Raw genomic sequence first — 22,070 nt, 5'->3', positions numbered from 1 at the left:
TGGCGGCTCTACGGAACATCGCGGGCGCTCGTGGTGATCGCCGAGTGGTGCCCTTGTGCCGCCCATCGTGCCATGGTGGTGCGACGGGCCCCAGAGGTGTTCCCATTGCTGATCGGCAGCGGCTCGAGCAACCAGGCCGAGCTGCGAACTTTGCGACGTTATGACCGAGTTGGCAGTATGCTCCACGCCGAAATGGCACGGCTGTGCGGCAGGTCACAATCCCGTAATGAGAGGATGGACGCATGAAGGGACGCGTCCTCGTCGTTGATGACGACACCGCACTGGCCGAGATGCTCGGCATCGTGCTGCGTGGTGAGGGTTTTGAACCGTTTTTCGTCGCGGATGGGGACAAGGCGCTAGCCGTGTTCCGGGAGACCAAGCCCGATCTGGTGCTCCTCGACCTGATGCTGCCCGGCCGGGACGGCATCGACGTCTGCCGGCAGATCCGTTCGGAGTCCGGCGTGCCGATCGTCATGCTGACGGCGAAGACCGACACGGTGGACGTCGTGGTGGGCCTGGAGTCCGGCGCCGACGACTACGTCACCAAGCCGTTCAAGCCCAAGGAGCTGGTGGCCCGGGTGCGTGCCCGGCTCCGCCGCGCCGAGGAGCCCACCCCCGAGCAGCTGACCATCGGCGACCTGGTGATCGACGTGGCCGGCCACTCGGTCAAGCGGGAGGGCCGGGGCATCCCGCTGACCCCGCTGGAGTTCGACCTGCTGGTCGCGCTCGCCCGCAAGCCGTGGCAGGTGTTCACCCGCGAGGTGCTGCTGGAGCAGGTCTGGGGCTACCGGCACGCCGCCGACACCCGGCTGGTCAACGTCCATGTGCAGCGTCTGCGCTCCAAGATCGAGAAGGACCCCGAGCGGCCCGAGATCGTGGTGACCGTGCGTGGCGTCGGATACAAGGCCGGGCCCAGCTGACGTGACGTACGACGCTGACGACACCCCGTCGGGCTCCGCCGCCGACGGGGATGCCGCTGTCCGCGGGGCCGTGCTGAGCTCGACCGTCCAGGGCCGCGGGCCCAAGCGCGGTCCCGTGGCCCTGCTGGCGCTGGTGGCGCGTCAGTTCCGCCGCCCGCTGCACCGCCTGGCGGCGCTGTACCGCCGGTCCATCCAGGTCCGGGTGGTCGCGACGACCCTGCTGCTCTCGCTGGCCGTGGTGCTGGTGCTGGGCGTGGTGGTGGTGGCCCAGGTCCGCACCGGGCTGTTGGACGCCAAGAAGCACTCGGCCAAGGGCCAGGCCATCGGTGGCTTCCAGATCGAGCAGGAGAAGATCAACGAGGCCATCAACCAGCAGGCGAAGGCCGGGAGCGGCGGCGGCGAGTCGAACGCCGACGAGCTCAGCACCTGGCTGATCAAGCAGGTCTCCGACCTCGCCAGCGGCGGCAGCGGCGTCTACTCGGTGGTCGCCCTGGTGCCGAACAGCGACAAGGAGGAGACCGCCCCGAGCGCCGGCCTGCGCGGTGCCTGGTACTCCGGCAACATCCTGCCAAGCAGCATCCCCGACCAGCTGCGCAAGGACGTGGCCGGCGATCCCTCCGTCGCGCACGAGAAGGTCACCGACATCCAGCGGGGCGACGGCGGCCCGGTCTACCGCGAGCCCGGCCTGGTCATCGGCAAGCAGTTCACCGGTCCGGACGGCCTGCCCTACCAGCTGTACTACGTGTTCTCCTTCGGCCAGGAGACCAAGACCCTCGGCCTGGTCACCGGCACCCTGGCGACCGCCGGTGTGTTCGTGGTGATCCTGCTCGGCGGGATCGCCTGGCTGGTCGTCCGCCAGGTCGTCACCCCGGTCCGGATGGCCGCCGGGATCTCCGAGCGGGTCGCCGCCGGGCACCTGGAGGAGCGGATGAAGGTGACCGGGACGGACGACATCGCCCGTCTCGGTGACTCCTTCAACCGGATGGCCAACGGCCTGCAGGCGCAGATCCGCCAGCTGGAGGAGCTCTCCCGGGTGCAGCGGCGCTTCGTCTCGGACGTCTCGCACGAGCTGCGCACCCCGCTGACCACGGTCCGGATGGCCGCCGACCTGATCTACGACAGCCGCGAGGACCTGGATCCGATGGCGGCCCGGTCCGCCGAACTGCTCCAGGACCAGCTGGACCGCTTCGAGTCGCTGCTCGCCGACCTGCTGGAGATCAGCCGGTTCGACGCCGGGGCCGCGATCCTGGACGCCGAGCCGGTGGACCTGCGCGACATCGTGACCCGGGTGGTGGAGGCCGCCGACCCGCTGGCCCAGGCCAAGGGGAGCGCGGTGATCATCCGGGGCGCCGAGGACCCGGTGGTCGCCGAGGTGGACTCCCGGCGGATCGAGCGCATCCTGCGCAACCTGGTGGTCAACGCGCTGGAGCACGGCGAGGGCCGGGACGTGGTGGTGCGGCTCGGCTCGGCCGAGGGCGCGGTCGCGATCGGCGTCCGGGACTACGGCATCGGGCTCAAGCCGGGTGAGGCGTCCCGGGTCTTCCACCGGTTCTGGCGGGCGGACCCGTCCCGGGTGCGCACCACCGGCGGTACCGGCCTCGGTCTGTCGATCGCGGTCGAGGACGCCCATCTGCACGGCGGCTGGCTCCAGGCCTGGGGCGAGCCGGGCGGCGGCTCGCACTTCCGGCTCACACTGCCCCGCACCAGGGACGGCGAGGTCGGCCGGGCGCCGTTCCGCCTGGAGCCCGAGGACTCACGCCACAACCTCGGCCTGGGCACCCGGGGCGCCCCGTACCGGCGGACCCGTCCGGCGGGTGCGACCGCGCTGACCGCGGCGGAGGAGGGCGCCGTTGCCGCTCCCGCCGCACCGGAGGCGCCGGAGGGCGGCGGGAACGGTCCGGGCGGCGGCCTGGGCGGGATGCTGAACCTTGGCCCGGGGCTGGGCAAGCTGCCCTCGGCCCCGGTCGCGGACCCTTCCGACGTCCGCGCGGCCGCGTCGGGGTACGGTGCCACCGGCGCTCACGTGGTGGTGGACCGGCCGCTGGTCCGTCCGGCGGCGCCGGAGGCCGCGGAGGACACGGCGGGCGGCGAGCCTGCGGACGGCGCCGCGGTGGATGACGCCGCCACGGGCGGTGGAGCGGCTGGGCAGGGTGCCGACAGGGACGGTGCCGCGGACGGAGATACGGAGGGGGCGCGGCATGCCAGGAACGGACGGCAGGACGGCTGAGGCGCGCCTCGGGTCCACCGCCGCACGGGCCGCTGCTGGTGCGGCCGGGCGCGTGGACACCGGCGCCGGGCCGGGTACCGGGCGCGGCCGGATACCGGGCCGTCGGGGCGCCCGCGGGCTCGGCTGGTCGGTGACGGCCGGGCTGGCCGCGACGGTGCTCACCGGCTGCGTGTCGATGCCCGCCGACGGGCCGTCCGAGCGGGTGGAGGTACTGCAGGCGGCCGGGGCGGAGAACCTCCAGGTCCGGGTCTTCCCCGTGCCGCCGCACCCGGGCGAGGACCTGGCCAACCTGCTGACCGGCTTCCTGGACGCCTCCAGCGCCGACGAGCCCGAGTACACCACCGCCTCCAAGTACCTGAGCGCCGCCGCCCGCAGCCGGCACCGGTGGAACCCGGAGGCGGGCGTGACAGTACTGGTCAAGTCCCCGAGCCGGACGATCACCGAGCCCAAGCCCGACGACGTCAGTATCGACGTCCCGGTGTCCGGGACCAAGACCGGGCAGATCGACGCGGCGCACACCTACCGGTCGGTGGCCAACGAGCCCTACCAGGAGAAGTTCACCTTCGTTAAGGAGAAGGAGGGGCCGGACAAGGGGGAGTGGCGGATCGACCAGCTGCCGGACGGGCTGATCGTGGACCAGACCGGCTTCAGGAACGGTTACCGGGCCGCGCACCGCTACTTCTACACCACCGCCGACTCGTCGGCGGGCGTGCAGCGCCCGGTACTGGTGCCGGACCCGATCTATCTGCGGCGCCGGACCGACCCGCTGACCGCCGCCGCCCGGGCGCTCGCCGACGGGCCCTCGGCCTGGCTCGGCAAGGCGGTCTACTCGGCCTTCAACGGCGCGAAGCTGGTCGGCGACGTCTCGGTGAACGACAGCCGGGTGATCTCGGCCAAGGTGGACGTTCCCGACTTCGGCGGGCAGCCGAAACTCTGTCAGCAGATGGCCAGTCAGCTCTACTTCACGCTGCTCGACCAGCAGGGCAAGGGACAGATCGACCGGCTCGACCTGGGCGGGATCAAGGGCGGCTGCTCGGTGAACGCCGCGCAGGCCCAGGCCGTCGCCCCCGGCAGCCTGGCCGTCGGCGGCTCGCAGAGCACCCCGCAGGCCTACTACCTGTCGGATGCCGGGAAGTTGATGCAGACCCAGAGCGCCGGCGAGGGCGCGCCGGTGCTCGGCGAACTCGGGCAGCCGAAGCCGGGTCAGCCGCAGATCGGCGCCGTCGCGGTGCGGCGGGACGGGGCTGCGGCAGCGGCGATCAGCGTCGACCAGCGGCAGCTCTTCGTGGCCGGCCTCGGCCCGAACGAGAAGCTCGGCAGCCCGGTCCTCACCAGTGCCGCGGCCCGGCCCGACCAGGGCCTCACCTCGCCCAGTTGGGACGGGCGAGGAGATCTGTGGGTGGTCGACCGCAACCCGGCGGGTCCCAAGGTCCTTATGGTGCGCGGACGTTCGGTCGTCCCGGTCTCGGTCGGCGAACTCGGCGGACGCGCCGTGCAGGCGCTCAGGATGTCCTCGGACGGGGTGCGGGTGGCGCTCGTGCTGGTGGACGGTTCCGGCGCGCGGACGCTGATGGTCGGTCTGGTGGCGCACTCGGGCACGTCGACCGCACCGGAGGCGCAGATCACCGGACTTCGGCCGGTGGCGCCGCTGCTGAGCGAGATCGCCTCGGTCTCCTGGGCGGACACCGACCAGTTGCTGGTGCTCGGCAAGGAGCCGGGCAAGCTGCAGCAGCTGCACTACGTGGGCACGGACGGCTCGCAGAACACCGACTCTCCGCTGCAGGGCGGCGAGTCGATGATCGCGGTCTCGGCCGCGGAAGTCCGCTCGGGTGACCAGACGCAGGCCCGCCCGGGCGAGCAGACCCTGCCGGTGCTGGCGGTGTCGAAGGACAACGAGATCTACCGGCTCCAGGGCAGCCAGTGGCGCGAGGCCGCGCCGCAGCACCACGGGACCTCGTTCGGCTACCCGGGGTGAGCGACTAGCCCGCCGCGGGTACCGGCCCGGGCGGAACGCCGTCGATACGGGGCCGCGCGCCAGCGGCTACGGAGGGACGGGGTCTTTCGGGCAACTTCCCGGACCGAGGTCCCGCTCGGCCGGTCGGGTGCCGTGCGGCTCGGGTGGTTCGCCGCGGGCCGTGCGGCCCCCGGCGCCGCCGGGACCATGCCTGGCCGTGCCCGCGCCCGTGCCGGTGCCGCGGATGGTCGCGGCGACGGTCGCCGCGACCAGTGGCGGGCAGCCGGCCGCGTGCAGGGCCCGGGCCGCTTCGGCGAGGCTCGCGCCGGTGGTGACCAGGTCGTCCACCAGGACCGGCCGGCCCCCTGAGAGCCTGGCCGTCAGGCGCGCGGGCACCGTCAGCGCGCCGTGCAGGTTCCGCCGCCGTTCGGCGGCCAAGAGCCCGGACTGGTCGGCCACGGCCCGCCGGTGCCGCAGGACCGGAGCGACCGCAGCCGCGATCCCGGCGCGGCGCAGCTCCCGGGCCGCGGCGCGGGCCAACCGCAGGGTGGGATCGTGCCCGCGGGCCCGGACGGCCCGGCGGGCGGAGGGCATCGGCACCAGCAGCAGGGGCCCGGCGCCCGGCCCCGTCGCGAGCCCGCCCTCCGGGGGCTCGAGCGCGGCGCGGACCGCGGCGGCGAGCGCCTCGCCGAGCGGTCCGGCCAGTGAGAGCGCGCCGCGCTCCTTGTGGGCGAGCAGCAACTGCCGTACCCGGTCCGCGTACGGTGCGGCGGCGTACAGCGGCGGCAGCCCCGGCGGTGGCGGCTGCGGGCCGGCCGGGCGGGCGCGAGCGGTGCGGAGCTCCGCCCGGCAGGAGGCACACAGCGGACTGCATCCGGTGCGGCAGCCCGCGCAGTGGGCGGGGAGCAGCAGGTCCAGCAGCTCGCGCAGGATCCGGAGGGCCGGGTTGGCGGCCGGGGTGGCGGTGGCGATGCGGGCGGTAACGAGATTTGTCACGACTCCTCCCGAGGGGGCTTCCAGGAGCGGAGACTGGGCCTTACGGTGGACGCCCCCGGTGTCGTTGTCCAGCCGTTTACCGATGTTTCACCCGCAAGGGGGTAAACAAGGTAAAGCGGCCGGACCGGCGACACCCCACCGCTACCTTGTTCGACTGGGGAGGCGAAAACCCCTCAGCAGGTGTTCTATAAGGCTCCAAGGGGTTTCAAGCGTTTCTGGTGGGGAGGAAGTGAGGTGAGGGCCAGTCGCGATCGCCGGACCCGGCGAAGCGAGGGGTCGGCGGAAGGACTGGTCCGGCTGGGTCTCAGCCCGATCCGGTGAGCTCTCCGGATCGGCGTCAGCACAAGGGATCGGAGTTCTGCGTGGACATCGTCGTCAAGGGCCGCAAGACCGAGGTGCCCAAGAGGTTCCGCGAGCACGTGGCCGAGAAGCTGGAGAAGGTCCAGAAGTTCGACACCAAGGCGATCAGCCTGGATGTCGAGGTGTCCAAGGAGCACAACCCGCGGCAGGCCGACCGGTCCGACCGGGTGGAGATCACCCTTCGCAGCCGTGGCCCGGTGATCAGGGCCGAGGCCGCCGCCACCGACCCGTGGGCCGCGCTCGACCTGGCCTCGGCGAAGCTCGAGGCGCAGCTGCGCAAGTCCGCTGATCGGCGCCGGGTGCACAAGGGTGGCACCGGTGGCCGTACTCCGGTCAGCGTCTCGGAGGCGACGGCCGCACTGGCGGCGCTCCCCGAGACCGAGCCGGCCGGGAGCGTGACCAACGGCGCGGTCCGCAAGACCATGATGGGATCCCTGGAGGTGGAGGGCGAAGGACCGCTCGTCGTCCGAGAGAAGACGCACCCCGCCGCGCCCATGTCGCTGGATCAGGCGCTGTACGAGATGGAGCTCGTCGGCCACGACTTCTACCTGTTCGTGGACAAGGACAGCGGGATGCCGAGCGTGGTCTACCGCCGGCACGGCTACCACTACGGCGTCATCCACCTGGAGCCCAACGGCTCGGCCGTCGGGGAGATCGGCGGCGTCGGCGGTGCCGGCGGCGCGATCGGTGAACCGGACGAGGAGTGACTCCGGCCGGTAGGCGTTGACCGATGGACCACTGAGCGCACAGCGCCGGTCAACCGCACTCACAGCCGGCTGCGGCTGGGCCCCCGCCGCCGGTACAACGGAACAGATCGACAGTCCGGGTGACCCCGGCGGCGGCCGCCGCCGGGGTCACCCAGCTGGGCGGTCCGGTACCGGAGGGTGACCGTGGGTCGGGTCCGCCGTGGAATGATGGCTCGGACACTGACCGACGAGGGGGGAGGAGCGGATGGGGGAGCACTTCAGGCCCGGTGCGGGGGGAGGCATCGGTGCAGGGCGCAACCGGGAGCGGGCGGGCGAGTTCGCACCGCGGGAGTGCCCGCCGGACCAGGCCGAACCGATCCGGGTCCTGGTGGTCGACGACCATGCGCTGTTCCGCCGCGGCCTGGAGATCGTGCTGGCCGAGGAGGAGGACATCAAGGTCATCGGCGAGGCCGGAGACGGCGCCGAGGCCGTTCTCAAGGCCGCCGATCTGCTGCCCGACATCATTCTGATGGACGTCCGGATGCCCCGGCGCAGCGGGATCGAGGCCTGCACCGCGATCAAGGACGTAGTGCCCAGCGCCAAGATCATCATGTTGACGATAAGCGACGAGGAAGCCGACCTCTACGAGGCGATCAAGGCCGGGGCCACCGGCTATCTGCTCAAGGAGATCTCCACCGACGAGGTCGCCACCGCGATCCGGGCGGTGGCGGACGGCCAGTCGCAGATCAGCCCGTCGATGGCCGCCAAGCTGCTCACCGAGTTCAAGTCGATGATCCAACGGCGTTCGGACGACCGGGAGTTGGTCCCTGCCCCGCGGCTCACCGACCGCGAGCTGGAGGTGCTCAAGCTGGTGGCGACCGGGATGAACAACCGGGAGATCGCCAAGGAGTTGTTCATCAGCGAGAACACCGTGAAGAACCACGTCCGCAACATCCTGGAGAAGCTGCAGCTGCACTCCCGGATGGAGGCCGTGGTCTACGCGATGCGGGAGAAGATCCTCGAAATAGGCTGACCCGCGGCCGTGTTGCGGCGCGCGTCGCCGAGCGCACTCCAGGTCACTGCTCCAGCAGCCGCTCCAGGGCGGGCCGGAGCCTCTCGTCGGCCAGGGTCTCGACCCGGACGGCGTCGCAGCCCACCCACTCGGCGGCCTCGCGAAGCGCCCCGGCCAGCGCCTCGACGTGCTTCGGCGCGTCCAGCGAGACCTGACGGGCCACCAGCGTCCGCCCGGCGCGGGCCGGATCCACCCGCCCGACCAGTCGGCCGCCCGCCAGCAGCGGCATCGCGAAGTACCCGTGCACCCGCTTGTGTCTGGGGGTGTATGCCTCCAGTCGGTGCGCCATGCCGAAGATCCGCTCCGTCCGGGCGCGGTCCCAGATCAGCGAGTCGAAGGGGGAGAGCAGCGTCGTCCGGTGCCGCCCGCGCCCCGCGGCGGAGCCGCTGATCGACCCTTCGCCCGCCAGCGCCGCCGGGTCGGCCCAGGCGGGCGAGTCCCAGCCCGCCACTTCGACCGGCACCAGGCCGGAGTCGGCCAGCACCGAGTCGACCTGGTCGGCCCTGAGCCGGTGGTAGTCCGTCAAGTCGGCCCTGGTGGCAACTCCGAGTGCGGCCCCGGCCTGGGCGACCAGCCGCCGCAGGCACTCCTCGTCAGCGGGCTCCCGCCCGAACAGCTCGGCGGGGACGGCCTGTTCGGCCAGCTCGTAGACCCGTTTCCAGCCGCGTCGCTCGTTGCAGACCACGTCGCCGAAGGCCAGCGCCCGCTCGACCGCGATCTTGGTGTCGGACCAGTCCCACCACTCCGAGGTCTTCTTGGCGCCGCCCAGTTCGGTGGAGGTGAGCGGCCCCTCGGCGCGCAGCCGGTCCAGCACGTGGCGGTACGTCTCGGGCGCCACCTGGTGGCCCCAGAGGTGGCCGCGGTCGCGGTAGCGGCGGCGCCGGAAGGCGAACAGCGGCCATTCCTCCACCGGCAGGATGCAGGCCGCGTGCGACCAGTACTCGAAGGTGCTCCCGGCGCCCCAGTACGCGGACTCGACCGCCCCCCGCCCCACCGCGCCGAGGCGCGCGTACGGAACCAGCTCGTGCGAGCGGGCCAGTACCGAGATGGTGTCCAGCTGTACCGCGCCGAGGTGCCGCAGCACGCCGCGCACACCGGCCCTGCGGTCGGGAGCGCCGAGCAGCCCCTGGGCGCGCAGGGCGATCCGGCGAGCCTGGTCGGCGGAGAGCGTCGCGACGATGGTCATGCCCGCGAGCCTAGGACGCGGCACTGACAACGCCCGCCCCCGGCGGCGATACCCTGAGCGCACCGTACAGAGGGGGAGCAGGACATGGGCTGGCTGTGGGCGGTCATCCCCGCCGTGGTCATCGGCGGTGGCTGGGTCGAGCGGAACCTGCGCTACGTGCTCAGGACCAGGCACAAGCGGAAGTTGGAGCTGTTGCAGGCCACCGAGCGGCAGCGGCGCGAGCTGGAGGCGGCGAAGCGGCCGCCGGAGCCGATCTGCGGCTGCACCCACCACCTCGCCAAGCACGACCGGACCGGCCGCTGCCACGAGGAGGTCGAGGCCCCGGTCGCCTGGGACGCGGAGCGCAAGCCGCTGCGCTACGAGCCGCGGCCGTGCAACTGCCAGCAGTACATCGGCCCGGAGCCGCTCGGCACCGTCTTCGCGGCGGAACTGGTGGATCCCCGTTGAATTCTCATCCGCGTCCTCATCCGCGGCGAACTGCCTTGGCCGGCGCCCCTTTTGTCCACGAGCGGGCGGCTAGGGGGTATTCCTCTCCCGGGTGACACGGGAATAGCGTGCTGACGCACCTCCCACCGGATTGGCCTCCTCGCATACGATGGCCCGTACGGTGGGGTGTCCCGCCTCGCAGTAGTCCAGCGCCGATCCAGGCAAGGAGCCCGCTCTAGTGTCCGTCTTCGACAAGATCCTGCGCGCCGGCGAAGGCAAGATCCTTCGCAAGCTGCAGCGGATTGCTGCCCAGGTCAACTCCATCGAAGAGGACTTCGTCAACCTCACGGACGACGAGCTGCGCGCACTGACCGACGAGTACCGGCAGCGCCTCGCCGACGGCGAGAGCCTGGACGACATCATGCCCGAGGCGTTCGCCACCGTCCGCGAGGCCGCCAAGCGCGTGCTCGGTCAGCGCCACTACGACGTCCAGCTGATGGGTGGCGCGGCCCTGCACTACGGCTACGTCGCCGAGATGCGCACCGGTGAGGGCAAGACCCTGGTCGGCACCCTGCCCGCGTACCTCAACGCGCTGACCGGCAAGGGCGTCCACCTGATCACCACCAACGACTACCTCGCCGAGCGCGACTCGGAGTGGATGGGCCGGGTGCACCGCTTCCTCGGCCTCGAGGTCGGTGTGATCCTCGCCAACATGTCGCCCGCCGAGCGCAAGCGCCAGTACGCGATGGACATCACGTACGGCACCAACAACGAGTTCGGCTTCGACTACCTGCGCGACAACATGGCCTGGTCGAAGGACGAACTCGTCCAGCGCGGCCACAACTTCGCGGTCGTCGACGAGGTCGACTCGATCCTCATCGACGAGGCCCGCACCCCGCTGATCATCTCCGGCCCGGCCGACCAGGCGACCAAGTGGTACGCCGACTTCGCCAAGCTGGTGCTGCGCCTGAAGATCGACCGCGACTACGAGGTCGACGAGAAGAAGCGCACCGTCGGCATCCTGGAGGAGGGCGTCACCCGGGTCGAGGACTACCTCGGCATCGACAACCTCTACGAGTCGGTGAACACCCCGCTGGTCGGCTTCCTGAACAACGCCATCAAGGCCAAGGAGCTCTACAAGCGGGACAAGGACTACGTCGTCATGAACGGCGAAGTCATGATCGTCGACGAGCACACCGGCCGCATCCTGGCCGGCCGCCGCTACAACGAGGGCATGCACCAGGCGATCGAGGCCAAGGAGGGGGTGGAGGTCCAGAACGAGAACCAGACCCTGGCCACCATCACCCTGCAGAACTTCTTCCGCCTGTACGACAAGCTGTCCGGCATGACCGGTACCGCCACCACCGAGGCGGCCGAGTTCCACCAGATCTACAAGCTCGGTGTCGTTCCGATCCCGACCAACAAGACGCCGCTGCGCATCGACCAGCCCGACCTGATCTACAAGTCGGAGCCGGCCAAGTTCGCCGCCGTGGTCGAGGACATCGTCGAGAAGCACGAGAAGGGCCAGCCGGTGCTGGTCGGTACCGTGTCGGTCGAGAAGTCCGAGTACCTGTCCCAGGAGCTGCGCAAGCGCGGTGTCCCGCACGAGGTGCTGAACGCCAAGCACCACGAGCGCGAGGCGCTGATCGTGGCCCAGGCCGGCCGCAAGGGCGCCGTCACCGTCGCCACCAACATGGCCGGTCGCGGTACCGACATCATGCTGGGCGGCAACGCCGAGCACCTCGCGGCGGCCGAGCTGGCCCAGCGCGGTATCACCCCGGACAGCCCGGAGGAGTACGACACGGCCTTCCCGGGTGCGCTGGAGAAGGCCAAGGCGGCCGTCAAGGCCGAGCAGGTCGAGGTCCAGGAGCTCGGCGGCCTCTACGTGCTGGGCACCGAGCGGCACGAGTCCCGCCGGATCGACAACCAGCTGCGCGGCCGCTCCGGCCGTCAGGGCGACCCGGGCGAGTCCCGGTTCTACCTCTCGCTCGGCGACGACCTGATGCGCCTGTTCAAGGCCGGCATGGTCGAGCGCGTGCTCTCGATGGCCAACGTGCCCGAGGACGTGCCGATCGAGTCCAAGATGGTGACCCGCGCGATCGCCTCCGCGCAGACCCAGGTCGAGCAGCAGAACTTCGAGATCCGCAAGAACGTCCTCAAGTACGACGAGGTGCTCAACCGCCAGCGCGAGGTCATCTACGCCGAGCGCCGCCGGGTGCTGGAGGGCGAGGACCTCCAGGAGCAGGTCGGCCACTTCATGGACGACACCGTCGAGGCCTACGTCCACGCCGCGACCGGCGAGGGCTTCGAGGACGACTGGGACCTGGAGAAGCTCTGGGCCGCGCTCAAGCAGCTCTACCCGCTCACCCTCGACCTGGACCAGCTCGAGGAGGAGGCCGGCGGCCCGTCCGAGCTCACCCCCGAGTTCCTCATCCGGGTGCTGCAGGAGGACGTCCAGGCCCAGTACGGTGCCCGCGAGGACCAGCTCGGGTCGGAGATCATGCGTGAGCTGGAGCGCCGGGTGGTGCTCTCGGTCCTCGACCGCCGCTGGCGCGAGCACCTCTACGAGATGGACTACCTGCAGGAGGGCATCGGCCTGCGGGCGATGGCGCAGCGCGACCCGCTGGTCGAGTACCAGCGCGAGGGCTTCGACATGTTCACCGCGATGATGGAGGGCATCAAGGAGGAGTCCGTCGGCTACCTGTTCAACCTGGAGGTCCAGGTCGAGCAGCAGGTCGAGGAGGTCCCGGTCGCCGACCAGGAACAGGCGGAGATCGAGGAGACCGGCGTGATGCTGGACAAGCTCGCCAGGGACTCCGCGCGGCCCGAGATCAAGGCCAAGGGTCTGGAGGCTCCCAAGCCGCAGCGGCTGCACTACACCGCTCCCACCGTGGACGGCGACGAGACGGTGATCGAGGGCGACTTCGACGAGTCCGCGGCCGACTTCGAGGGCGACGGGATGACCCGGGCCGAGCGCCGCAAGGCCGCGAAGGCGGCCAAGGGGCGCCGTCGCAAGGCCTGACGCTTCACCAACGCCGGTTCACCGGGCGCCACCTCCCGCTTGTGCGGGGGTGGCGCCCGGTGGCGTTCGCACCCTGGAGGCTCGGACGGGGTGCTCGGGCGGCCGTGCGTCCCCGGGTGGATCCCGGGCGTTGATCTGCCTTCGGGCGCTCAGCGGGCTTCGACAGCGGCGCACTGCCACTGCTCGGTGCGGCGGTGCTGTTCGAGGCGGAAGGCGACCACGTGGTGCCGGTGCCCGAACTCGACCCGTACGCAGACCTCCAGCGCGCCGGGCGCCGGCGCGGAGTCGTACACCTGGCCGAGCCGGTGGCCGACGACCTGGCCGCGCGGGCGCAGCGGGCCGCTCCTGACCAGGGCGGTGAGCTGCTGGTAGCCGGGGACGGTGGTGTGCCGCTGGAGCTGTCCGGCCGGACGGCGGCCGGTGAGGACCTCCACCAGCCGGTGCGCGAAGCGTGCGGCGAGCTCGCTGTGGCCGCCGCCGTGCGCCGGGGCGCAGGCGGCGCGTGGGTGGCGCGGGCGCCGCGGTTCGCCCGGGACACGCACCGGTGCGGGGGTGTGGAGGGGGGCCGGGGTCGTGGATGGGCCCTTCGAGGCGGCGCCGACGGGGCCGGTCGACACGCTGCCGGTGATCGGGGAGGTGACGGTGGTCGGTGCCGGGGCGGTGCACGTGCGTGGCCGCGGGAGCGGGCGCCGGGAGTGCGGGTGTCCGGCGGCGGTGTGCACCAGGGGGCGTACGCGCGGAGCGCGGAGCGTCGCGAGCTGCGGGACGGCTGCGGGCTCGACCATGGACGGTACCTCCGGCGGATGTCGGTGGGGTGGCTTGGCCTGTCGAAGACCTTGGTACCCGTGCCGCCACGGGGCGGCAATCACCCGTCGGCGCAGCGCCGGGGCCACACAGGGAGTCACCTATCCGGGTGACGTCCCTTGCCGCCCGAGGGCTCCTGGGCCGGGCATCCGGGCCACCGGTTGACGCCAGCGGTAGTTCGGTGGCGCTCGAAGGGGGACGTACGCTGGGTGCCCGATCGCGGCGCGGCCCGGGTGCCGTTCCGGTTGTACCGGTTGGTAGCCGGGAGGATCGGGGAGGACGATCCGGACACCGGAGAGGCGGCAGCGGAATGGTGACTCAGCCCTCGGCCGAGTCGGCGGGGACGGCGGCGGGGTCCGTCAAGGCGACCGGCGCGTCCGCGGCGGCCGCCGCGGCGGGTGCCGGAGCCGGGAGGACCGGGAGCGGCGCCGACGGCGGGGGTGAGCCGGCCCGTGCCGGCAGGGCCGCGGTCGAGCGGGAGCCGGGGCGCGCCGGGGGCAGGGTGGTGAACGGCGCCGCCGTGGACGTGGTCGCGCGGACGGGCGGGGGGCCGGCCGGCCCGGGCGTGGACGGGGCGCGGCGCGGCCTGGTGCTCGGTGGCGGCGGGATGCTGGGCGCGGCATGGACCATCGGGGCGCTGTGCGCGATCGAGGAGAGCACCGGCTGGCAGCCCGGCCGCGCCGAGGTGATCCTCGGGACCTCCGCCGGCTCGATCCTGGGCACGATGCTGGCCGCCGGTGTGCGCGCCGAGGAACTGCGGGACCACCAGCGCGGCCTGCCGATCCGCACCGGTCCGCTGGCCGGAGTGGAGTTCGACTACGACACCGCCGTCGGCGGTGCGCTGCCGCCGCGCCCCCGTCCCGGGATCGGCTCGCCCGGCCTGCTGCGGGACGCCGTCCGGCACCCGCGCGAGTACCCGTTCCTGACCATGGTCTCCGCCGTGGTGCCGACCGGGCGCGGCTCGGTGGCGCCGGTCGGCGAGCTGGTACGCGGGCTGGTGGACGGTGACGGCTGGCCGCGCGGGTCCGGGCTGCGGGTCGCGGCGGTGGACTACCGCACGGGTCGCCGGGTGGTCTTCGGCGATCCGGACGCGCCGGAGGCCGACGTGGCCGAGGCGGTGATGGCCTCCTGTGCGATCCCCGGCTGGTTCGCGCCGGTGGAGGTGGCGGGCAGCCCGTACGTGGACGGCGGCTGCTGGTCGGCCACCAACGCCGACCTGATGGCGGAGCGCGAGCTGGACGAGGTGTACGTGCTGGCGCCGATGGCGCTGCGTCCCGCGTGGGCGGGCTCGGCACGGGTGGACGCGGGCCGCGGGACGGTCGCCGCCCTGCGCGAATGGCGGGCCAGGGACCGGCCGAAGGGCGTCCTGGCGCAGCTGGTCAGCCGCTACCGGCGGACCGTGACCCGGCAGATGCTCCGGGAGGCCCGGCGCCTGCGCGACTCGGGCGTGCGGGTGCGGCTGCTCGCGCCGACCCTGGAGGACCTCGCGGTGATGGGGCCGAACATGATGGATCCGGCGCGCCGGCCGGCGGTGCTGGAGACCGCGCTGCGGACCAGCCGGACGGCCCTCGAGTCCGTACGCTGACGTTCGGTCCGTGCAGGTGTCCGGCTCTCCGCCGCTCGCCCGGCGGGGAAGGCCGGGGTGCGGGCCGTATTCTTGGTGCGCGGTGTTGATCAGCCGTCCGAGGAAACCGAAGAACCGGAGTGCCCCCGATGCGCGTGTACGTGCCCACCACGTTGAACGGTCTGGCGGCGGCGCATCCGGGCGGTGCACTCGACCAGTCGGCGGCGTACGCGGTCACTCCCGCGCTGCGCGAGTGGTACGTCAGCGACGACCTGGAGGAGCTGGAGTACGCGGCGCTCAACCGGGCCGCGCAGGGTTCGCTGCGCCTGCTCGCCGCCGATCCCGAGGCTCCGCGCCGGCGGGTGGTGGTGGCCGTCGAGGTGCCCGATGCGGCGGTGGCGCCGTTTCCCGGCGACGAGTACCAGGACCAGGCCTCGCTCGGCCGGGTGGTGCTGAAGGAACCGGTCCGGCTGGCCAAGGCCGCCGCCGTGCACGCCGATGCCGCCGACACCGAGGTGATCGAGGACGTGACGGCCGCCGCCGAGGCGGTCGAGGCCGCCGACAAGGGCGACGCGGACGCCCAGTTCACCGTGGACGGCGCGGAGGACCACGACCTGCTCTGGTTCGCCACCCAGGAGATCCCGTCCCTGATCGCCTGATCGCCTGATCGCCTGATCGCGTGGCCTCCTGGCCGCCTGCCGGGCGGTCGGGCGGGGACCGGGCGTGCCTGCCTGTCAGGGGGTCCGGCTACCGTTCCCGGGTGCGTACTCACATCATCTGGGACTGGAACGGAACTCTCTTCCACGACATGGAGGCGGTGCTCGAGGCGAGCAACGCCGCCTTCGCCACGATCGGGGTCGCCCCGATGACCCTGCAGCAGTACCGGGACTCGTACGAGGTCCCGGTCCCGCGTTTCTACGAGCGGCTGCTCGGCCGCGCCCCGAGCCAGGCGGAGTGGGACCACCTGGACGGTGTCTTCCACGACCGCTACACGGAGCTGCGCGACCGGTGCGGCCTCACCGACGGCGTGCCGGCGCTACTGCGCGAGTGGCAGGCGGCGGGCAACAGCCAGTCGCTGCTGTCGATGTACGAGCACGAGCAGCTGGTGCCGGTGGTGGACGGCTTCGGGATCACTCCGCACTTCGTCCGGGTGGACGGCCGGGTCGGGGACGCGGGCGGGCGGAAGGCTGGCTTCCTGGTCCGGCATCTGGCGGCGCTGGCCCCCGAGGTCGAGCCGGAGCGCACCGTGCTGATCGGGGACGCGGCGGACGACGCGCTGGCGGCGCTGGAGTCGGGTGCGCACGCGGTGCTGTACACCGGCGGTTCGCACAGCCGGGCCAAGCTGGAGCAGGTCGGAGTGCCGGTGGTGGACACCCTGGCGGAGGCGGTGGAGCTGGCGGCGCGGATCACCGTGTGACGCCATTCGCCGAGCCGGCTCCGCTGCCTCCGGCCACGGGGCGTGCGGTTCCGCATCCGGTTCCGCGCGCCCCCGGACGGGGCTTGCGGGGGAGCGGCGGTTCAGCCGCCGGAAGCGCGGCTCGGGCGCGGCTCGGACCCCTGGAGGCGCGCTGAATCTGACAGCGCCTGACAAGGCGCCAGGTGACTTTGGACAAGATGTCCAGGTGGACTCGGTCTTCCTACGACTTTGTGCCTCGGTGTCCCCTGACACCTTCGTTTGGTGCGGCTAGGCTTTCTGGCGTCGTCGGGTTGGCAATCCAGGCCAATCGACCTCACGTACCCAGATGGAGGGCAAGTCATGCGTGACATGGCCGCCTTTCGTAACCACCCATTAGGGCGGAATCTGGATCATGAGGGAGGATTGCAGACAGACCCGGCGGTGCACACCCGACACCACCGAGTCACGCAACGGCGCGCGACAGGAGCCAGACAGCCATGCAGACCAAGCTGGACGCAGCCAAGGCCGAACTGCTGACCAAGGCAGCAGCAGCCGCTGAGAACAGCCAGGTGGGGGGAGCGGTACAGGGGGAGGGCCTGAGCAACGGTGCTCTGACCGCGTACCTGCACCACTACTACCTCCACACCGCGCCCGAGGACCTGATCGACCGGGACCCGGTCGACGTCTACGGCGCGGCCGCCTCCCACTACCGACTGGGGCTCAAGCGGCCCCAGGGGACCGCCGAGGTCCGGGTGTACACCCCGACCGTCGAAGAGAACGGCTGGTCCTGCGGCCACACCGTGGTCGAGGTGGTCACCGACGACATGCCCTTCCTGGTCGACTCGGTCACCAACGAGCTGACCCGCCAGGACCGCGGCATCCACGTGGTGGTCCACCCGCAGCTGGTGGTCCGGCGTGACATCACCGGCAAGCTGCTGGAGATCCTGGACATCGACGCCTGCGCCCGCAGCCAGGCCGCCGGTGCCGAGTGGCCGGCCGACGCCGTGGTCGAGTCCTGGATGCACATCGAGATCGACCGCGAGACGGACCGCGAGGACCTCCGCTCGATCGAGGCCAACCTGCGCCGCGTCCTGGGCGACGTCCGCGAGGTCGTCGAGGACTGGACCAAGATGCGCGACAGCGCGCTGCGTCTGGCCGACGAGCTCGCCGAGCAGCCCCCGGCCCACCTGGCCGAGCAGGAGGTCGGCGAGGCCTGGGAGCTGATGCGCTGGCTGGCCGACGACCACTTCACCTTCCTCGGCTACCGCGAGTACCTGCTGGCCGAGCACCAGGGCGAGGAGGTGCTGCGGGCGGTCCCCGGCACCGGCCTGGGCATCCTGCGCTCCGACCCGGTCAGCCACGACGCCGACCACCACCCGGTCAGCGAGGCGTTCGGCCGGCTGTCCGCCCCGGTCCGCGCCAAGGCGCACGAGAAGAAGCTGCTGGTGCTGACCAAGGCCAACAGCCGTGCGACCGTGCACCGCCCGGCCTACCTGGACTACGTCGGCGTTAAGAAGTTCGACGCCAACGGCGAGGTCATCGGCGAGCGCCGCTTCCTCGGCCTGTTCTCCTCGGCCGCCTACACCGAGTCGGTCACCCGGATCCCGGTGGTCCGCCGCAAGGTGCAGGAGGTGCTGGCCGACTCCGGCTTCAGCAACGAGAGCCACGACGGCCGCGACCTGCTGCAGATCCTGGAGACCTTCCCCCGGGACGAGATCTTCCAGACCCCGGCCGCGGGCCTGCTCTCCATCGCGTCCAGCGTGCTCTACCTGCAGGAGCGCCGCCGGCTGCGGCTGTTCCTGCGCCAGGACGAGTACGCCCGCTACTTCTCCGCGCTGATCTACCTGCCGCGCGACCGGTACAACACCCGGGTCCGCGAGCGGATCACGGCGATCCTCAAGGACGAGCTCAACGGCGACACGATCGACTACACGATCTACTCGACCGAGTCCGTGCTCACCCGCCTCCACCTGGTGGTCCGGGTCGCCAAGGGCAGCGAGCTGCCCCAGCTCTCCGACACCGACATCGAGCGGATCGAGGCCAAGCTGGTCGAGGCCGCCCGGTTCTGGATGGACGGCCTCCACGACCAGCTGCACCTGGAGCTTGGCGAGGAGAAGGCCGCCGAGCTGGGCCGCAAGTACGCCAACGCCTTCCCCGACGGCTACCGCGCCGACTTCACCGCGCGCACCGCGGTCGCCGACCTCAAGCACATCGAGTCGCTGAGCGGCGAGGGCGACTTCCGGCTCAACCTGTACCAGCCGGTCGGCGCCGGCGACGACGAGCGCCGCTTCAAGATCTACCGGGTCGGCGGCCCGATCTCGCTCACCGAGGTCCTGCCGGTGCTGCAGCACCTGGGCGTCGAGGTGCTGGACGAGCACCCGTACGCGCTCACCCGCGCCGACGGCACCACCGCCTGGGTGGTCGACTTCGGCCTGCGGCTGCGCGAGGTGACCGGCCTCACCGAGGAGGCCCGCGAGCGCTTCCAGGAGACCTTCGCGGCCACCTGGACCGGCCAGGCCGAGAACGACCGCTTCAACGAGCTGGTCATGACCGCCGGGCTGAACTGGCGGCAGGCCATGGTGCTGCGCGCCTACGCCAAGTACCTCCGCCAGGCCGGGAGCACCTTCTCCCAGGACTACATGGAGGACGCGCTCCGCAACAACACCCACACCACCCGGCTGCTGGTCAACCTCTTCGAGGCCCGCCTGAGCCCCGGCCACCAGTCGGGCGCCCGGGAGCTGACCGAGGGCATCCTGGAGGAGCTGGACGGCGCCCTGGACGAGGTCGTCTCGCTGGACGAGGACCGCATCCTGCGCTCCTTCCTCCACCTGATCAAGGCCACCCTGCGGACCAACTTCTTCCAGCACGACGCCGAGGGCAACTGGCACTCGTACGTCTCGATGAAGCTCGACCCCAAGGCCATCCCCGACCTGCCGGCCCCGCGCCCGGCCTTCGAGATCTGGGTCTACTCGCCCCGGGTCGAGGGTGTGCACCTGCGCTTCGGCAAGGTCGCCCGCGGTGGTCTGCGCTGGTCCGACCGGCGCGAGGACTTCCGTACCGAGATCCTCGGCCTGGTCAAGGCCCAGATGGTCAAGAACACCGTGATCGTCCCGGTGGGCGCCAAGGGCGGCTTCGTCGCCAAGCAGCTGCCGGACCCGTCGGTGGACCGCGACGCCTGGCTGGCCGAGGGCATCGCCTCGTACAAGACCTTCATCTCGGCGCTGCTGGACATCACCGACAACCTGAAGGCCGGCAAGGTCGTCCACCCCGCCGACGTGGTCCGCCACGACGAGGACGACACCTACCTGGTCGTCGCCGCCGACAAGGGCACCGCGACCTTCTCCGACATCGCCAACGGTGTCGCCGAGTCGTACGGCTTCTGGCTGGGCGACGCCTTCGCCTCCGGCGGCTCGGCCGGCTACGACCACAAGGGCATGGGCATCACCGCCCGGGGCGCCTGGGAGTCCGTCAAGCGCAACTTCCGCGAGCTGGGCGTGGACACCCAGGCGCAGGACTTCACCGTGGTCGGCATCGGCGACATGTCCGGTGACGTCTTCGGCAACGGCATGCTGCTCAGCGAGCACATCCGCCTGGTCGCCGCCTTCGACCACCGGCACATCTTCCTCGACCCGAACCCGGACGCCGCGACCTCGTACGCCGAGCGCCGCCGGCTGTTCGAGCTGCCGCGCAGCTCCTGGGACGACTACGACAAGTCGCTGATCTCGGCGGGCGGCGGGGTCTTCCCGCGCAGCGCCAAGGCGATCCAGCTGAGCCCGCAGGTGCGCGCGGCACTGGGTGTCGAGTCGGCCAAGCTCACCCCGGCCGACCTGATGAAGGCCATCCTGCAGGCGCCCGTCGACCTGTTCTGGAACGGCGGCATCGGCACCTACGTCAAGGCGGCCGCGGAGAGCAACGCCGAGGTCGGCGACAAGGCCAACGACGCCATCCGGGTCAACGGCTCCCAGGTCCGCGCCCGGGTGATCGGCGAGGGCGGCAACCTCGGCTGCACCCAGCTCGGCCGGGTCGAGTACGCCGCGTCGGGCGGCCCTGAGGGCACCGGTGGCTGGATCAACACCGACGCCATCGACAACTCGGCCGGTGTGGACACCTCGGACCACGAGGTGAACATCAAGATCCTGCTCAACCAGCTGGTGGCCGACGGCGACATGACCGTCAAGCAGCGCAACGCCCTGCTCGCCGAGATGACCGACGAGGTCGGCCACCTGGTCCTGCGCAACAACTACGCGCAGAACGTGGTGCTGGCCAACGCCGTCAAGCAGGCGCACAGCCTGGTCAACGTGCACTCGCGCATGATCAACCGCCTGGAGGCGGACGGCCAGCTCGACCGCGCGCTGGAGTTCCTGCCGACCGAGCGCCAGATCCGTGAGCGCCAGGCGTCCAGCCGCGGGCTCTCCCAGCCCGAGCTGTCCGTACTGCTCGCGTACACCAAGATCGTGCTGGCCGAGGAACTGCTCGCCACCGACCTGCCGGACGACCCGTACTTCCGCACCCTGCTGCAGGAGTACTTCCCGACCGCGCTGCGCACCCGCTTCCCCGAGGCGATCGACAAGCACCCGCTGCGCCGGGAGATCATCACCACGCTGATCGTCAACGACACGATCAACCGCGGTGGCTGCACCTTCGCCTTCCGCCTCCGCGAGGAGACCGGGGCGACCATGGCCGAGATCGTCCGCTCGCACACCGCGGCGCGCGCCGTCTTCGGTCTGGAGACCATCTGGGACGAGGTCGAGGGCCTGGACAACCAGGTGTCGGCCCGGATCCAGACCAAGATGCGGCTGCACTCCCGCCGGCTGGTCGAGCGGGCCACCCGCTGGATGCTCAACAACCGGCGCCAGCCGCTGGACATCGCCGTCACCATCGAGTTCTTCCGCGACGGTGTCGAGCAGGTCTGGAGCAGCCTGCCCAAGCCGCTCCGCGGCGAGGACCTGACCTGGTTCGACTCGGTCTACCAGGAGCTGGCCGAGGCCGGCGTCCCGGAGGGCCTGGCCACCCGGATCGCGGGCCTGTCCTCGGCCTTCCCGACCCTGGACATGGTCGGGGTCGCGGACAGCGCGGGCGCCGAGGTCGCCGAGGTCGCCGAGCTCTACTACGACCTCGCCGACCGCCTGCAGATCAGCCACCTGCTGGACCGGATCATCGACCTGCCGCGTACCGACCGCTGGTCCTCGATGGCCCGCGCGGCCATCCGCGAGGACCTCTTCGCGGCCCACTCCGCGCTGACCGCCGACATCCTGGCGTGCGGTCCCGAGGGCGCCACCCCCGAGCAGCGCTACGAGGCATGGGCCGAGGAGAACGGCACCCTGCTGAGCCGGGCACGCACCACGCTCGACGACATAAGGGGTTCGGACAACTACGAGCTGTCCAGCCTCTCGGTCGCGATGCGGGTGATCCGCACGCTGCTGCGCACGGGCTCGATGCGCTGAGTCTGCCGACGGC

General features: G+C 71.7%; 14 protein-coding genes. 11 read left to right on the top strand and 3 right to left on the bottom strand.

Going from position 1 to position 22,070, the window contains the following annotated elements:
• Positions 1-242: 242 nt before the first annotated feature.
• The 3 genes from mtrA to ACWDAK_RS09900 are packed head-to-tail and all read left to right on the top strand — an operon-like array spanning position 243 to position 5,122.
• On the top strand, positions 243-920 hold the full coding sequence (gene mtrA / locus ACWDAK_RS09910; RefSeq protein ID WP_344636358.1) for an MtrAB system response regulator MtrA: 678 nt from the start codon (positions 243-245) through the stop codon (positions 918-920).
• A gap of 1 nt (position 921) precedes the next feature.
• Positions 922-3,147, top strand: coding sequence for an MtrAB system histidine kinase MtrB (gene mtrB / locus ACWDAK_RS09905; protein ID WP_425557599.1), 2,226 nt, complete (start codon positions 922-924; stop codon positions 3,145-3,147).
• On the top strand, positions 3,119-5,122 hold the full coding sequence (locus tag ACWDAK_RS09900; RefSeq protein ID WP_427394025.1) for an LpqB family beta-propeller domain-containing protein: 2,004 nt from the start codon (positions 3,119-3,121) through the stop codon (positions 5,120-5,122). Before mtrB ends, ACWDAK_RS09900 begins: the two co-directional genes overlap by 29 nt.
• A 66-nt stretch (positions 5,123-5,188) precedes the next feature.
• Here the strand turns inward: ACWDAK_RS09900 and ACWDAK_RS09895 are convergent, their stop codons facing one another.
• Complete coding sequence (locus tag ACWDAK_RS09895) at positions 5,189-6,097, bottom strand: ComF family protein (protein WP_425557598.1); 909 nt, start codon at positions 6,095-6,097, stop codon at positions 5,189-5,191.
• 362 nt (positions 6,098-6,459) lie between these two features.
• On the opposite strand from ACWDAK_RS09895, the gene hpf reads away from it, so the two are divergent.
• Positions 6,460-7,164 carry a ribosome hibernation-promoting factor, HPF/YfiA family gene (gene hpf / locus ACWDAK_RS09890; protein ID WP_427394024.1) on the top strand — a complete coding sequence of 235 codons (705 nt, stop codon included), beginning with the start codon at positions 6,460-6,462 and terminating at the stop codon, positions 7,162-7,164.
• Positions 7,165-7,408: 244 nt separating this feature from the next.
• Positions 7,409-8,176, top strand: a complete 768-nt coding sequence (locus ACWDAK_RS09885) for a response regulator transcription factor (RefSeq protein ID WP_344636355.1) — start codon at positions 7,409-7,411, stop codon at positions 8,174-8,176.
• Positions 8,177-8,219: 43 nt separating this feature from the next.
• Here the strand turns inward: ACWDAK_RS09885 and ACWDAK_RS09880 are convergent, their stop codons facing one another.
• Entirely contained in the window at positions 8,220-9,401 is a 1,182-nt protein-coding gene (locus ACWDAK_RS09880) for a winged helix-turn-helix domain-containing protein (RefSeq protein ID WP_344636354.1), read from the bottom strand.
• Between the two features lie 84 nt (positions 9,402-9,485).
• On the opposite strand from ACWDAK_RS09880, the gene ACWDAK_RS09875 reads away from it, so the two are divergent.
• Together ACWDAK_RS09875 and secA are read left to right on the top strand one after the other, a co-directional pair.
• Complete coding sequence (locus ACWDAK_RS09875; RefSeq protein WP_344636353.1) at positions 9,486-9,848, top strand: hypothetical protein; 363 nt, start codon at positions 9,486-9,488, stop codon at positions 9,846-9,848.
• A gap of 217 nt (positions 9,849-10,065) precedes the next feature.
• Positions 10,066-12,849, top strand: coding sequence for a preprotein translocase subunit SecA (secA, locus tag ACWDAK_RS09870; protein WP_344636352.1), 2,784 nt, complete (start codon positions 10,066-10,068; stop codon positions 12,847-12,849).
• A 149-nt stretch (positions 12,850-12,998) separates the two neighbouring features.
• On the opposite strand, the gene ACWDAK_RS09865 is transcribed toward secA, so the two are convergent.
• On the bottom strand, positions 12,999-13,634 hold the full coding sequence (locus ACWDAK_RS09865; protein WP_344636351.1) for an Rv3235 family protein: 636 nt from the start codon (positions 13,632-13,634) through the stop codon (positions 12,999-13,001).
• A gap of 329 nt (positions 13,635-13,963) precedes the next feature.
• Here ACWDAK_RS09865 and ACWDAK_RS09860 point away from each other — a divergent pair, with 329 nt between their 5' ends.
• From ACWDAK_RS09860 to ACWDAK_RS09845, 4 genes are all read left to right on the top strand, one after another.
• The gene (locus tag ACWDAK_RS09860) at positions 13,964-15,238 is read left to right on the top strand and encodes a patatin-like phospholipase family protein (RefSeq protein ID WP_427394023.1); all 1,275 of its coding nucleotides are present in this window, start codon (positions 13,964-13,966) and stop codon (positions 15,236-15,238) included.
• 128 nt (positions 15,239-15,366) lie between these two features.
• Positions 15,367-15,876: a DUF6912 family protein gene (locus ACWDAK_RS09855; RefSeq protein ID WP_344636349.1), complete on the top strand. Its 510-nt coding sequence runs from the start codon at positions 15,367-15,369 to the stop codon at positions 15,874-15,876.
• Positions 15,877-15,977: 101 nt separating this feature from the next.
• Positions 15,978-16,634 (top strand): HAD family hydrolase, encoded by a 657-nt coding sequence (locus ACWDAK_RS09850; protein ID WP_344636348.1) that lies wholly within the window; start codon positions 15,978-15,980, stop codon positions 16,632-16,634.
• A gap of 476 nt (positions 16,635-17,110) precedes the next feature.
• The gene (locus ACWDAK_RS09845) at positions 17,111-22,057 is read left to right on the top strand and encodes an NAD-glutamate dehydrogenase (RefSeq protein ID WP_427394022.1); all 4,947 of its coding nucleotides are present in this window, start codon (positions 17,111-17,113) and stop codon (positions 22,055-22,057) included.
• Positions 22,058-22,070: the final 13 nt, after the last annotated feature.

This window comes from Kitasatospora sp. NPDC001175, from assembly GCF_053598215.1.
This window is presented reverse-complemented; position numbering and strand designations above follow the sequence as displayed.

Bases quoted from the DNA above. Each gene is read 5' to 3' on its own strand.
- mtrA (WP_344636358.1), top strand. From the start codon at position 243: ATGAAGGGACGCGTCCTCGTCGTTGATGACGACACCGCACTGGCCGAG.
- ACWDAK_RS09900 (WP_427394025.1), top strand. From the start codon at position 3,119: ATGCCAGGAACGGACGGCAGGACGGCTGAGGCGCGCCTCGGGTCCACC.
- ACWDAK_RS09885 (WP_344636355.1), top strand. From the start codon at position 7,409: ATGGGGGAGCACTTCAGGCCCGGTGCGGGGGGAGGCATCGGTGCAGGG.
- ACWDAK_RS09880 (WP_344636354.1), bottom strand. From the start codon at position 9,401: ATGACCATCGTCGCGACGCTCTCCGCCGACCAGGCTCGCCGGATCGCC.
- ACWDAK_RS09875 (WP_344636353.1), top strand. From the start codon at position 9,486: ATGGGCTGGCTGTGGGCGGTCATCCCCGCCGTGGTCATCGGCGGTGGC.
- ACWDAK_RS09865 (WP_344636351.1), bottom strand. From the start codon at position 13,634: ATGGTCGAGCCCGCAGCCGTCCCGCAGCTCGCGACGCTCCGCGCTCCG.
- ACWDAK_RS09860 (WP_427394023.1), top strand. From the start codon at position 13,964: ATGGTGACTCAGCCCTCGGCCGAGTCGGCGGGGACGGCGGCGGGGTCC.
- ACWDAK_RS09855 (WP_344636349.1), top strand. From the start codon at position 15,367: ATGCGCGTGTACGTGCCCACCACGTTGAACGGTCTGGCGGCGGCGCAT.
- ACWDAK_RS09845 (WP_427394022.1), top strand. From the start codon at position 17,111: ATGCAGACCAAGCTGGACGCAGCCAAGGCCGAACTGCTGACCAAGGCA.